The sequence below is a fragment of the Methyloceanibacter sp. genome, from assembly GCF_049590335.1.
GTDB lineage: Bacteria > Pseudomonadota > Alphaproteobacteria > Rhizobiales > Methyloligellaceae > Methyloceanibacter.
Window position 1 is genome coordinate 1 of record NZ_JBAWCQ010000004.1, and the last position, 12840, is coordinate 12840.

Below are 12840 nucleotides of genomic sequence, written 5' to 3' on the forward strand. Positions count from 1 at the left end.
GCCCTCATCCGGTTTCTCAAGCAGACCCGCAATATGCAGCAACGTGGATTTGCCTGCGCCCGAGGGTCCGAGAAGCGCGACTGTCTCGCCCGGATAGAAGGTTGCGCACGCTTTCGTCAGTACATCGATGCGGCGGTCGCCTTGGGTGAAGCCCCGCTCGAGGTCCTCAAGCCGCAGCGCCGGTGTTCTTTGGGTCGCTTCCAATGTCCCCCCTACTCGTAGCGCAGCGCTTCGACCGGATCGAGCCGGGAAGCCCGCCAGGCCGGGTACACCGACGCCAGAACGGAGAGGGTCAACGCCATGATCACCACCGAAGCCGTCTCTCCCACATCCATTTTGGCCGGCAATTCGGACAGATAGTAAAGCTCGGCGGGAAAAAGCTCGGTACCCGTCAGCCAGGACATGAACCAGCGGATGTGATCGATGTTCAAGCACACCAGGACGCCGAGGACGAGGCCCGCCAAGGTTCCGGTAACACCGATCGTGGCGCCGGCAATAAGGAAAATGCGCATCACGGAACCGCGCGTCGCCCCCATGGTTCTCAGAATCGCGATATCGCGCGCCTTATCCTTAACGAGCATCTTCAGGCCCGAAATAATGTTGAGCGCCGCCACCAAAACAATCAGCGTCAGGATCAAAAACATCACGTTGCGTTCGACCTGGAGGGCTGAGAAGAACGTCGCGTTGCGCTGGCGCCAGTCGGTGACATAAACGGACGGCCCGCCGGCCTCGAGGATCTTGGGCGCAAGCTCGGCCACTTCGTCGGGCGATTCCAGCACGACTTCAAGGACCGTCACCGAGTCGGGCTGATTGAAATAGATCTGCGCTTCGTTCAGCGGCATGAACATGATGCTCGCATCGTATTCAGACATGCCGATCTCGAAGATCGCTGAGACAGGATAGCGCTTGATACGCGGTGCCGTGCCGAGTGGTGTTGCCGCTCCGCGCGGAGTCAGAATGGAGACACTGTCGCCGACCTTCACGTTGAGCGTGTTGGCCATGCGGCTGCCGATAGCGATTCCCGGATTTTTGTCAAAGCCGTCGAGTGTGCCGAAATGCACTTTGCTCGAAATGGCACTGAGGCTCTTGAGATCGTCTTCGCGCAAGCCGCGGACCAGAGCGCCTGTCGAGCCGAGCGGAGTGGAGGCGAGAACCTGACCTTCGACGAGCGGAAGGGCATATTTCACGTCGTGGACGTCTCGAACACGCTTGGCGACTTCGTCATAGTCCGTGAACTGCCCAACGCTGTGCACGACGACGTGGCCGTTCAGCCCAAGCATTTTGTCGAACAGTTCTTGCCGGAAGCCGTTCATGACCGCCATGACGATAATCAGGGTCGCGACGCCGAGCATGATGCCGATAAACGAAAAGCCGGCAATGACGGAAATGAAGCCTTCCTTCCGGCGGGCGCGCAAGTAACGCAGCGCCACCAGCCATTCGAAAGGAGCAAAGACGCGCGTGCTCGGCGCCGACGCGCTCTGCAACTGTCCGGCTGTCGTGTCGCTTGCACTCATGCGTGGTCCCTACCCTGGCCGGCGGCTGCTGCTGTCAACATAGTCAACGCGGAATCGAAGGTAAGACTATGGCGGGCGCCTGTCGCGCGTTCCTTAAGCTCGACCTCGCCGACTTTGAGGCTCTTGGGTCCCACGATCAACTGCCAAGGAAGTCCGATCAGGTCCATGGCGGCGAACTTTGCGCCCGCTCTGTCGTCGCGGTCGTCATAGAGCACGTCGAAGCCCGCGTTTTGCAGTCGAGTGTAATATGCCTCGCAAGCGGCATCCGTGTCGGCAGCGCCAGCCTTCAGGTTGATCAGGCCGATATCGAAGGGCGCGACAGATTGCGGCCAGATCATACCCGCCTCGTCGTGCGAAGCCTCGATGATGGCGCCGACCAGGCGCGACACGCCGATGCCGTACGAGCCCATCTCGACCGGGGTCAGCTCGCCGTCGGGACCTTGCACCTTGGCCCCCATAGGTTCGGAGTATTTGGTTCCGAAGAAGAAGATGTGGCCGACCTCGATGCCGCGCGCGGTTACGCGATCGGCCTCGCCGACAGCCGCTTCGAACCGGGAGGGATCGTGCATCTCCGAGGTGGCGGCGTATTGGCCAGTCCAGCTACGAACCAGCGGGCTGAGGTCGCTGTCGTAGTCCAAATCGTCCCCTGGGGGCTCCATGGCGAGATAGTCTTTGTGGCAATAGACTTCGCTCTCACCCGTATCGGCCAGAATGATGAACTCGTGGGAAAGGTCGCCGCCGATCGGTCCGGTCTCCGCAGCCATGGGAATGGACTTCAGTCCCATGCGGGAAAAGGTCCGCAGGTAGGCCACGAACATCCGATAATAGGATTTGCGCGCATCGTCCTGGGTGAGGTCGAAGGAGTACGAATCCTTCATCAGGAATTCGCGGCCGCGCATGACGCCGAACCGCGGTCTGATCTCGTCCCGAAACTTCCATTGGATGTGATAGAGGATGCACGGCAGGTCCTTGTAGGACTTCACCCCGTCGCGGAAGATCGCGGTGATCAGTTCCTCGTTCGTGGGGCCGAAGAGCACGTCGCGCTCGTGCCGGTCCTTAATACGCAGCATCTCCTTGCCGTAAGCGTCGTAGCGGCCGCTCTCGCGCCAGAGATCCGCGGACTGGATCGTCGGCATCAAGAGTTCGAGCGCCCCTGCCCGGTCCTGTTCCTCGCGCACGATCTGCTCGATCTTGTGCAGCACGCGGTATCCCAGAGGCAGCCAGGAATAGATGCCGGCGCTTGACTGGCGGATCATACCGGCGCGCAGCATCAGCTGGTGTGAGGCGATCTCCGCTTCCTTGGGATCGTCACGCAGGATGGGGATAAAAAAGCGGCTGAAGCGCATCGTTATGCTCTGACGGCGTTGTTGCGGGCGGTTTCCACAGATAGGCGGCAAGTCGTCTTGGTTCTTGTCTTCTCCTAGGCCCATTGCAGCGGCGATGGTTCCGTGACGCCCCCCTGGATGCGGCTAATAGCCAAGTTCGGAGGGTGAGGCAATCGACGGGCCAACCTTTGTGGTCAACAGGTGGTGATTCTCGGGCTGCTGGAGGTGCTCCTCCTGGCAAAAAGGCGCCGTTATGGCGGAAGCTCGAAAAAGAGCACTCATTCAAGTCAGTTAGCGTGTTTGCCGAGTCAGATTTGAGCACAATCCGAGCTCAATCGGCCCATTCCCTGTTTGGTTGGCAAATAGGGTGATCAAGTTCTTCGCGTAAGTCTGTGTCGACCAATCACAATCGTGGTGACAATTTGGCGCGGGCGAGCTAGTGTCCGCCCACAACGCAAGAGCGCTCAGCCCCTTGGCGGCTTGTGACGTGAAGCGTTTAGAGATTGGACACGGTCAAAGACCAATACGGTCCGAGTCTTGGGAGGAAAGACTCCAGGCGCGCGTTTACCTGATTGACAAGCGCAGCCGCTTTTCCGCCTTGCTCCATATCCGAATGGATAGGAGCTGTCTCGGCGGTGAGGACAAGGAGTAAGGACTTAAGGAGCAAGGTCCCTCGGGACTTTGCTCTTTTTTTGGCCTATCGTCTGCGCCTAGGGGCTCATGCTTGGCCAGCCTCTCCACTAACCGGCCTCTTGGACCCGTTCGTAGCGCGGAAAGAATGGAATTTCGTCCAGCGTGATCACGTGGTGGACTATGATCGCGTAGATACCCGCAAAGACGATGCCGGACACGATCGTCGTGGCGAGAATCTTCAGGAGCATCTTTGGTTTATGTGGGGCGCTCTCGGCGAATCCGGCATTGCTCGCCTCGCCGACCTCCTCCGAGGTCCGGACGCCAAAGGGCAGAATAGCAAACAGTACAATCCACCAAATCACGAAGTAGATCGCGACACCAAAGCCAAGGCTCATGACTTACGCCTCTTCGAGTTCGACCAGGGTCCCGCAAAAATCCTTCGGATGCAGGAACAGGACCGGCTTGCCGTGGGCGCCGATTTTAGGCTCGCCATCGCCCAGCACGCGCGCGCCGTCCTTCATCAGCTGGTCCCGGGCGGCCATGATGTCCGGCACCTCGTAGCAGATATGGTGGATGCCGCCACTCGGGTTACGCTCAAGGAAGGCCGTTATCGGAGACTTGTCGCCAAAAACCCCTAAGAGTTCGACCTTGGTGTTCGGCAACTCGATGAAAACCGTTCGAACGCCGTGTTCGGGCTGATCCTCTTCCGGAGAAACCCTCGCGCCCAACGTATCGCGATAGACTGCCGTGGCGGCTGTTAGGTCTGGCACGACGATGGCGACATGGTTCAAACGGCCAATCATCTATCTCTTCTCCAGTTCAAAAAGCTCTTCGTCAGTCTAAGCGGGAATTGAGGCGCCCGAGGGCCTAATCCCAAGAGCCCCTTTTTGCGGCTGTTAGAGGACCGTCGTCAACACAGTGCAGACCGGCTTCTTGCCCCAAGCCTGATTCAGGGCCGCCCGAACGCCACGTCGGACCGCCTCCGACACGAGCTGCGGGTCCTTGCGGCGCGGGCGCGGAATACTCTCGACCGTCCCGACCGCAGCGTCGCGCGCGATCTCCTCGAGGGGCACGCCGTCATTGTCTTCCTCGGGCAGCCCCATCAGTGCGACTTCCGGCTCGGCGACCAGTTCGCCCTTTGTCGTCAGGACGAGAGATACGTTGGCGATGCCCGCGAAGGCGAGTTTACGACGGTCGCGGACTTGGCCGTCGTCGGCAGAGGTCAGTATAGTGCCGTCGCGGTAGAGCCGGCCGACGGGAACGTCGTCGACGATACCAGCGGGCTTTGGCAGAAGGTGCACCATCGAGCCGTTGCGCGCCCGGATCACATGCTTGACGCCGAGGTCTTCGGCAAGCTCGGCATGCGCCTCCAAATGGCGTCCCTCGCCATGCATCGGTACAGCGATGCTGGGCTTTAGCCAGCGATAGAGCTGCTCGAGTTCCCCTCGGCGCGGGTGCCCGGACACATGCACCAGCGCATCCTGGTCCGTGAGGATTTCGATGCCTTGGTCGGACAACGCGTTCTGAACCCGGCCGACGGACTTCTCGTTTCCGGGAATTGTGCGCGAGGAAAAGATGACCCAGTCGCCCTGTTTGAGCGACACATGGGGATGTTGGCCGGCGGCAATGCGTGACATGGCCGCGCGCGGTTCGCCCTGACTGCCCGTGCACAGCGCCACCACGTTGTTGGGCGAAAACTGGGCGAAGGACGTTTCCGGATGAAAGCGAAACTCGGGATCGAGATAGCCGGTGGTCTGCGCCGCCTCGATCACCCGGTACATGGCGCGACCCACCACAACGAGCTCGCGGCCAGTCGCGCGTGCCGCGCTCGCCACCGAGCCGAGCCGGGCGACATTGGAGGCGAATGTGGTGACGGCGACGCAGGACGGCGCCTTCTTGATGAGCTTTGTCAGGTTCTCGGCGACTTCGGCCTCCGAGGGCGAGACGCCTTCGCGGATGGCATTGGTGGAATCGCATATCAGCGCGTCGAGCCCTTCGCGGCCGATCTCGCGCAGGCGATTCTCGTCGGTCGGCGCGCTGGTGAGGGGTTTTTTATCCAGCTTCCAGTCGCCCGTGTGGAGCGCGGTTCCGAGCGGCGTGCGAATCGCCAGAGCCGTGGGCTCCGGAATCGAATGGGACATGGAGATCAGCTCCACATCGAACGGGCCGATTTGCCGCCTTGCGCCGAGAGGGAGAACTTCCAGCGGGAGATCGTCGTCCTTGATCCGCATCTCACCGAGCTTGCCGCGCAGCATTTCAGCGGTGAAGGGCGTTGCGTAGATCGGAACACGGCCGATCAGCGGCCACAGATCCGGTATGGCCCCATAATGATCCTCATGGGCGTGGGTCAGGACGAGCCCCGCGATGTTGCGGCTTTCCTCTTCAAGGAAGCGGATGTCGGGAAGAACGATGTCGATCCCGGGCTCGTACTCGCCGCCGAAGGTCACCCCCATATCGACGATCAGCCAGGTATTGGCCCCGTCCCGGCCATAGCCGTATAGATAGAGGTTCATGCCGATTTCGCCGATACCACCGAGCGATACGAAGACCAATGCGTTTTTAGATTTGCTGTCTTTTTTGGCCATAGCGTCAGTTCATGAAGAACACGTCGCCGGCCATCACGGTGCGCGTGCCACTGTCCGTCTTGAGCCGAAGTGCTCCCTCGGGATCGAGACCTGCATAGGTGCCCTCAATCTCGTCGGCGCCGATCTGCACCACGAGCTTCCGCCCCGTCGGTCCGGCCCGGTCCAGCCAGGCGCGTCTTATGCTTGGGAAGGTGGCGCCCTCGTCCCACCGTTCCAGCCACTCATGAGTGCTCGCCGCGAGAACCTCCAGCGCCTTGGCTGGCGTGATTGTCAGCCCATAGGCTTCGAGGCTCACCGCAGGCTGAGGGAGATCCTCGGGATGGTTCGCGAGGTTGATGCCCGTGCCGATCACGACGGAGGAGCGCTTGTCGTTGGGTGCCCCCATGTTCTCCAGCAGCATCCCGGCGATCTTCTCTTCGTCCAGCAACACGTCGTTGGGCCATTTCAGCAGTAGCTTCGAGCGGCCCTCATAGGCGATCAGCTTCGAAATGGTCTCGAAGGTGATTATACCGGCCACGAGCGCAAGCTGGCTGGCCGTCTGAAGCGGACAGTTAAGGCGAACGAGCAGGCTGGCGAACAGATTGCCGACTTGCGAGGTCCACTCGCGGCCCGCACGTCCCCGTCCTTTGGACTGACGTGCCGACCAGATCCATAAGGGCCCAGGCTCACCCATATCCGCGCGGCGTTTGGCCTCGGCGTTAGTCGAATCGACAGTGTCCAATTGGACAAGGCGATAGCCAGCAGGAAGCTTCGGTGTGGTGCGCGCAAATTTGTTCATTCAGACTGGCGGCCAATGGTTCAAAAAGGCTTAAGGCTTTTAGCGTCCCGCAGCGTCAATATCGAGGCTGACTCAAAAGAGCGATTTTGCAGCGGTTCCGGCAGCCGCGACAAGTGGCAAGGGGTAGACGAAGAAGAACATGATCAAAATACCGGCAGCGCCCAGCACGATGGCGAGCGGCCGGGGCATTGGTTCGAAGCCCTTCACGGGCTCATCGAAATACATGAGTTTCACGATCCGCAGATAGTAGTAGGCACCGACGACGCTGAGGAGCACGCCGATAATGGCGAGCGCGTAAAGTCCCGCTTCGATGGCGGCGAGGAATACATAGAACTTGGCAAAGAAACCGGCGAGCGGCGGGATGCCGGCCAGCGAAAAAAGCAAGACTGCGAGCGCGAGCGCCATAAGCGGGCTCGTCCGCGAAAGCCCGGCGAGCTGATCGATTTCCTCGACCATCTTGCCGTCGCGGCGCAGCGACAGAATGACTGCGAAAGTCCCAAGCGTCATGACGAGATAGATCGCGAGATAAATGATCACGCCCTGAACGCCCTGTTCCGTCCCGGCTGCAAGCCCCACCAGGGCAAAGCCCATATGGCCGATCGAGCTATAAGCCATCAGGCGTTTGATGTTGTGCTGACCGATCGCGGCGAAGGCGCCGAGCGCCATGGAGGCGAGCGACAGGAAGATCACGATCTGCTGCCATTGATCAGTAATGGCAGGAAAGGCTGAGATCACCACCCGTACGAACAGTGCCATCGCGGCTATTTTGGGCGCTGCCGCGAAGAAGGCGGTGACCGGAGATGGCGCTCCTTCGTAGACATCCGGCGTCCACATATGGAACGGCACGGCGGAAATCTTGAAGGCGAGGCCGGTCAGCAGGAACACCAGGCCGAAGATCAGGCCGAGATTGGTGCCGGACGGCTGGGCCGCGTTCGCGATCTCGGAGAATTCGGTGGAACCGGTAAAGCCGTAGACGAGCGATGCGCCATACAGAAGCATGCCCGAAGACAGTGCGCCGAGGACGAAATATTTCATGCCGGCTTCGGAGGAACGCGTCGAATCCCGCTTGAATGCGGCGACGACATAGAGCGCGAGGCTCTGCAATTCGAGACCGACATAGAGTGCGATGAGATCGTTGGCCGAGATCATCATCATCATGCCGGTAGTCGCAAGAAGTAGCAGCACCGGATATTCGAACTGTACGCCCCCCTCGTCGCGCCAGAAATCCCGGGACATGATCAGTGCGACTGCAGCACCGGTCAGCGCGAGAGTCTTCAGCATGCGGGCGAAGGGATCGATGATGAAGCTTTCGCTAAACAGCGTCACGGTATTCTCGCCCATGGTGACGAAGATGTTGGCGAGAACCAGCACCGCAACGGAGAGCCATAGGACAAGTTCGCCGCGATCGTTGCGCCCAAACACGCCTACCATGAGCAGCGCCATGGCGCCGACGGCGAGGGTCAGCTCGGGTAGAAGGGGCAGTAGGTTGAGTTGTTCGGTCATAGCAGTCTCGCTCACGGCGCCAGCGCCAAGCGCGCCTGTTCGGCGGCGGACAGGTTCGCATTGAAGTCGGCCATCAGTGCTTCGACAGAGGTCGCCGTCACGTCAAGGACCGGATTGGGATGGAAGCCGAAGAATATGACCAGCAGGATCAGCGGCACCATGACGGCGAATTCGCGCCAGGACAGATCCTTGATGAGCTTGAACGCGGGATTGGTAATCTCGCCGAACATGACGCGGCGATACAGCCATAGCGCGTAACACGCCGACAGAATGACGCCTGTGGTCGCGAGCATGGCGACCCAGGTATTCACTTGGAATATGCCCAACAGGCTCAGGAACTCGCCGACGAACCCGGACGTGCCCGGCAAGCCCACATTGGCAAGGGTGAAAATCATAAAAACGGCCGCGTAGAGCGGCATGCGATTCACGAGGCCGCCGAACACCGAAATCTCATGGGTGTGCATGCGGTCGTAGACGACGCCGACGCATAGGAATAGTCCCGCCGAAACGAGCCCGTGGGAGAGCATCAGGAAGATGCCGCCCTGAAGGCCCTGCATAGTGAGTGTGAAGATGCCGATCGTAACGAAGCCCATATGCGCGATGGACGAATAGGCGATCAGCTTCTTCATGTCCTTCTGCGCAAGGGCGACCAGCGAGGTGTAAATCACCGCGATCACCGAGAGGGTGTAAATGAGCGGTGCGAAGTCGGCCGAGGCCAGCGGGAACATCGGGATAGAGAAGCGCAAGAAGCCGTAGCCGCCGAGCTTCAGGAGGATGCCGGCCAGCACGACCGAACCGGCCGTTGGCGCCTGCACGTGTGCGTCCGGGAGCCAGGTATGCACGGGCCACATGGGCAACTTCACCGCGAAGGATGCGAAGAAGGCGAGCCAGAGCCAGGTCTGCATTTCCGGTGGGAAGTCGTGTGCCAGGAGCTCTGGAATGTTGGTGGTGCCCGCCTGCCAATACATGGCCAGAATCGCGATCAGCATCAGGAGCGAACCGGCCAGCGTGTAGAGGAAGAACTTGAAGCTCGCGTAGACGCGGTTCGATCCACCCCAAATGCCGATGATGAGGAACATCGGAATAAGACCGCCCTCGAAGAAGAGATAGAACATCACCAGATCGAGCGAGCAGAACACGCCGAGCATCAGCGTTTCGAGGATAAGGAACGCGATCATGAATTCCCGCACCCGTATCCTGATGGCGCCGTAGGTCGACAGGACCGTGAGCGGCATTAACAGCGTGGTGAGGACGACGAACGGCATGGAGATGCCGTCGATGCCCATTTGGAACCGGATCGGACCGAGCCAGTCGCGTTCTTCAACGAACTGGAACTTGGCGGAACTCGGATCGAAATCGATCCACAGCAGCAGCGAAATGGCGAACGTGATCAGCGTGGTCCATAGCGCGATGTAGCGCGCGTTGCGGGCGGTGCTGTCGTCGTCACCACGCAGTGCGAAGATCAGCAGCGCGCCAACCAGCGGCAGGAACGTGACGGTCGAGAGGATGGGCCAACCATAGCTCATGGCTTCAACGCGCCCCCTGTCACGATGAAATAGGTGATCAGAAGGACGACGCCCATCAGCATGACGAACGCGTAGTGGAAGATGTAGCCGGTCTGCAGCTTCACGACGCCCTTGGTGACATCCAGAACCCGTGCGGCGACACCATTGGGCCCAAGCCCGTCGATGATCTTTCCGTCGCCCACCCGCCACAGGAAGTTGCCGAGCCATTTGGCCGGAAGGACGAAGATGCGGTCATAGAGCGCGTCGAAGTACCAGGCGTGCAAGAAGAACCGATTTGTCGCCGGGAGGCGCTTGAGCAAGCCGAAGGGAAGAAGCGGCCGCCACATATAGCAGTACCAGGCGATCAGGAAGCCGAGCGTCATGGCGATGGTCGGCGACAAGGTTAGCCAGAACGGAATGTCGTGATGCTCGCCCTGGGGCAGCACGATGGCGTCTCGCCAGAAGCTTGCCTGATCGGCGCCGATGAAGAGGTGTCGGAAGCCGAGACCTGCGAACAGTGCGCCCGCACCAAGTACTAGCAGCGGTACGGCCATGGTCCAGGGCGGCTCATGCGCATGATCGCGCACATCCTTCGCCCCGCGGAAATTGCCTTCGAAGGTCAGGAACATCAGTCGCCAGGTGTAGAGCGAAGTCAGGAAGGCGGCGCTGAGCACCATCCAATAGGTGTATTGGCCAACGATAGAATGATCGAACCAGGTCGTCTCGATGATGAAGTCCTTCGAGAAGAAGCCGGAGGTGAGCGGGAACGCCGTCAGCGCCAGCGAACCGATCAGTGTCATGGCCCAGGTAAAGGGAATGATTTTCCGCAAGCCCCCCATGCGGCGCATGTCTTGATTGTCGGCGAGCGTATGGATGATCGCGCCGGCGCACAGGAAGAGCAGCGCCTTGAAGCAGGCATGAGTGAACAAGTGGAACATGCCGGCGCCAAATGCCCCCACCCCTTCGGCAGCGAACATATAACCGAGCTGCGAACACGTCGAATAGGCGATCACGCGTTTAATGTCGGTCTGTACCACCGCGGCCGTCGCGGCGAAGAAGGCGCTCGTTGCGCCGATAATGGCGACGAAGGAGAGCGCGTAGGGCGCAAGGTCGAACAGCGGCGACAGGCGCGCGACCATGAACACGCCGGCCGTCACCATGGTCGCCGCGTGGATGAGTGCTGATACGGGCGTCGGGCCCTCCATGGCGTCCGGTAACCAGGTATGGAGCAGGAACTGCGCCGACTTGCCCATGGCGCCCATGAAGAGCAGGAAGCAGATCAGTTCCAGAACCGGAACTTCCCAGGACAGGAAGGTCATGGTCTTGCCGATCTGGTCCGGCGCGGCGGCGAAGATCGTGTCGTACTGGACCGCGCCAAAAACATGGAAGATGGCAAAAATGCCGAGCAGGAAGCCGAAATCGCCGACGCGGTTGACGACAAACGCTTTGATGGCGGCGGCGTTGGGTCCGGGTTTTTTGTACCAGAAGCCGATCAAGAGATAGGACGCAAGGCCGACGCCCTCCCAGCCGAAAAAGAGCTGCACCAGATCGTCCGAGGTAACCAGCGCGAGCATGGCGAAGGTGAACATAGACAGATAGGCGAAGAAGCGCTCCTTGTGCGGATCCTCGTCCATGTAGCCCACGGAATACAGATGCACGACCGACGAGACCGTGTTGACTACGACCAGCATCACGGCGGTCAGCGTGTCGATCCGGATGGACCAATAGGTCTCGAAGGCGCCGGAATGCATGAAGCCGATGAGCGAGATGCGTACATCGTTGCCCTCGATGGCGACCTGATAGAACGCGATCCAGGACAGGAATGCGGCAACGAACATCAGCGAGATGGTCACGATCTCGCAAGCGCGCGCGCCGACCCAGCGGCCGAATAGCCCCGCAAAGAGGGCCCCGATCAGGGGAAGGAAGAGGATTGCGTGATACATCGCCTGCTTTCCTCAGCCCTTCAGTTGATCGATGTCGGCAACGTCGATCGTGCCGCGATTGCGGAAGTACACGACGACGATGGCGAGCCCGATTGCGGCTTCCGCGGCCGCGACAGTCAGGACGATCAGCGTGAAGACCTGACCGACGAGATCGCCGTGGAACGAGGAAAAGGCCACAAAGTTGATGTTCACCGCCAGCAGAAGCAGTTCGATCGACATCAGGATGACGATGACGTTCTTGCGGTTCAGAAAGATGCCGAACACGCCGATCGTAAACAGCACGGCAGCGACGGTTAGGTAGTGCGATAGACCAATGGTCATTGCAGCCCCCTCCCCGTTTCGACTTTGACGACTTCGACCGCCGTCTCAGGGCTGCGCCGAACCTGCTCGCCGATGTCCTGGCGTTTGACGTCGCGCCGGTGGTGTAGCGTCAAGACGATCGCGCCGATCATGGCCACGAGCAGGATCAGCCCGGCGGCTTCGAAGAGATAGACATAGTCGGTGTAGAGCAACCGGCCCAACGCCTCCGTATTGCTGACTTCGGCGGACGGCGGTGTCGGGGCATCGCTCGCAAGTTTGGGTGCCGTGACCCAAGCGCCGACGACGAAGATCAACTCGACCATCAAGAGAAGACCAACAACCAGGCCGACGGGAAGATATTTGAGTACGCCCGAGCGCAGCTCCGTGAAGTTTACGTCGAGCATCATCACGACGAACAGGAACAGCACCATTACCGCGCCCACATAGACGACAACCAGAATCATAGCGAGGAATTCGGCACCCAGCAGCACGAACAGCGCCGCGGCATTGAAAAAGGCGAGGATCAGGAACAGGACCGCATGCACGGGGTTCTTTACCGTCACGACCATGAAGGACGCGCCGATCAGCACGATGGCGAAGAGATAGAAGAACAGTGCGGCCAGCATCAGAGCGCCTCTCCTGTTCCGGAGAGAACGCCCGAAAGCGGTCTCGCGCGTTCGCCGTGCCTATTCAACCTTGCCCCCAAAACATGCCCCCAAAACTCCGCCCTCATGGCCGGAGTGTTCACGCTCGC

Annotated in this window: 12 protein-coding genes; all 12 read right to left on the reverse strand. The window is 60.2% G+C overall.

Translation table 11 applies throughout. The features are described from left to right. Positions 1–204: ATP-binding cassette domain-containing protein (locus WBQ77_RS00250; RefSeq protein WP_424058395.1), on the reverse strand; the 204-nt coding region annotated here is incomplete at its 3' end. Between the two features lie 8 nt (positions 205–212). Beyond that, positions 213–1514, reverse strand: a complete 1302-nt coding sequence (locus WBQ77_RS00255) for a lipoprotein-releasing ABC transporter permease subunit (protein ID WP_424058397.1) — start codon at positions 1512–1514, stop codon at positions 213–215. Then, positions 1511–2860, reverse strand: a complete 1350-nt coding sequence (gene proS, locus WBQ77_RS00260) for a proline--tRNA ligase (RefSeq protein ID WP_424058399.1) — start codon at positions 2858–2860, stop codon at positions 1511–1513. Before proS ends, WBQ77_RS00255 begins: the two co-directional genes overlap by 4 nt. Before the next feature lie 719 nt (positions 2861–3579). Next, entirely contained in the window at positions 3580–3867 is a 288-nt protein-coding gene (locus tag WBQ77_RS00265; RefSeq protein WP_424042931.1) for a DUF1467 family protein, read from the reverse strand. Positions 3868–3870: 3 nt separating this feature from the next. Then, positions 3871–4275, reverse strand: a complete 405-nt coding sequence (gene mce / locus WBQ77_RS00270; protein WP_424058400.1) for a methylmalonyl-CoA epimerase — start codon at positions 4273–4275, stop codon at positions 3871–3873. A gap of 93 nt (positions 4276–4368) precedes the next feature. Beyond that, positions 4369–6057: a ribonuclease J gene (locus WBQ77_RS00275; RefSeq protein ID WP_424058402.1), complete on the reverse strand. Its 1689-nt coding sequence runs from the start codon at positions 6055–6057 to the stop codon at positions 4369–4371. 4 nt (positions 6058–6061) lie between these two features. Next, positions 6062–6835: a biotin--[acetyl-CoA-carboxylase] ligase gene (locus WBQ77_RS00280; RefSeq protein ID WP_424045402.1), complete on the reverse strand. Its 774-nt coding sequence runs from the start codon at positions 6833–6835 to the stop codon at positions 6062–6064. Positions 6836–6907: 72 nt separating this feature from the next. Next, positions 6908–8338, reverse strand: coding sequence for an NADH-quinone oxidoreductase subunit NuoN (nuoN, locus tag WBQ77_RS00285; RefSeq protein ID WP_424058404.1), 1431 nt, complete (start codon positions 8336–8338; stop codon positions 6908–6910). 11 nt (positions 8339–8349) lie between these two features. After that, the gene (locus tag WBQ77_RS00290; RefSeq protein WP_424058405.1) at positions 8350–9864 is read right to left on the reverse strand and encodes an NADH-quinone oxidoreductase subunit M; all 1515 of its coding nucleotides are present in this window, start codon (positions 9862–9864) and stop codon (positions 8350–8352) included. Beyond that, a complete protein-coding gene (gene nuoL, locus WBQ77_RS00295) occupies positions 9861–11786 on the reverse strand; it encodes an NADH-quinone oxidoreductase subunit L (RefSeq protein WP_424058407.1) in 1926 nt (641 codons plus the stop codon). The genes WBQ77_RS00290 and nuoL overlap by 4 nt, the downstream gene beginning before the upstream one ends. A 12-nt stretch (positions 11787–11798) precedes the next feature. Further along, the gene (gene nuoK, locus WBQ77_RS00300) at positions 11799–12107 is read right to left on the reverse strand and encodes an NADH-quinone oxidoreductase subunit NuoK (protein ID WP_424042302.1); all 309 of its coding nucleotides are present in this window, start codon (positions 12105–12107) and stop codon (positions 11799–11801) included. Next, positions 12104–12712: an NADH-quinone oxidoreductase subunit J gene (locus WBQ77_RS00305; protein ID WP_424042300.1), complete on the reverse strand. Its 609-nt coding sequence runs from the start codon at positions 12710–12712 to the stop codon at positions 12104–12106. Before WBQ77_RS00305 ends, nuoK begins: the two co-directional genes overlap by 4 nt. Positions 12713–12840 lie beyond the last annotated feature (128 nt).

Bases quoted from the DNA above. Each gene is read 5' to 3' on its own strand.
- WBQ77_RS00255 (WP_424058397.1), bottom strand. From the start codon at position 1,514: ATGAGTGCAAGCGACACGACAGCCGGACAGTTGCAGAGCGCGTCGGCG.
- proS (WP_424058399.1), bottom strand. From the start codon at position 2,860: ATGCGCTTCAGCCGCTTTTTTATCCCCATCCTGCGTGACGATCCCAAG.
- WBQ77_RS00265 (WP_424042931.1), bottom strand. From the start codon at position 3,867: ATGAGCCTTGGCTTTGGTGTCGCGATCTACTTCGTGATTTGGTGGATT.
- mce (WP_424058400.1), bottom strand. From the start codon at position 4,275: ATGATTGGCCGTTTGAACCATGTCGCCATCGTCGTGCCAGACCTAACA.
- WBQ77_RS00275 (WP_424058402.1), bottom strand. From the start codon at position 6,057: ATGGCCAAAAAAGACAGCAAATCTAAAAACGCATTGGTCTTCGTATCG.
- WBQ77_RS00280 (WP_424045402.1), bottom strand. From the start codon at position 6,835: ATGAACAAATTTGCGCGCACCACACCGAAGCTTCCTGCTGGCTATCGC.
- nuoN (WP_424058404.1), bottom strand. From the start codon at position 8,338: ATGACCGAACAACTCAACCTACTGCCCCTTCTACCCGAGCTGACCCTC.
- WBQ77_RS00290 (WP_424058405.1), bottom strand. From the start codon at position 9,864: ATGAGCTATGGTTGGCCCATCCTCTCGACCGTCACGTTCCTGCCGCTG.
- nuoL (WP_424058407.1), bottom strand. From the start codon at position 11,786: ATGTATCACGCAATCCTCTTCCTTCCCCTGATCGGGGCCCTCTTTGCG.
- nuoK (WP_424042302.1), bottom strand. From the start codon at position 12,107: ATGACCATTGGTCTATCGCACTACCTAACCGTCGCTGCCGTGCTGTTT.
- WBQ77_RS00305 (WP_424042300.1), bottom strand. From the start codon at position 12,712: ATGCTGGCCGCACTGTTCTTCTATCTCTTCGCCATCGTGCTGATCGGC.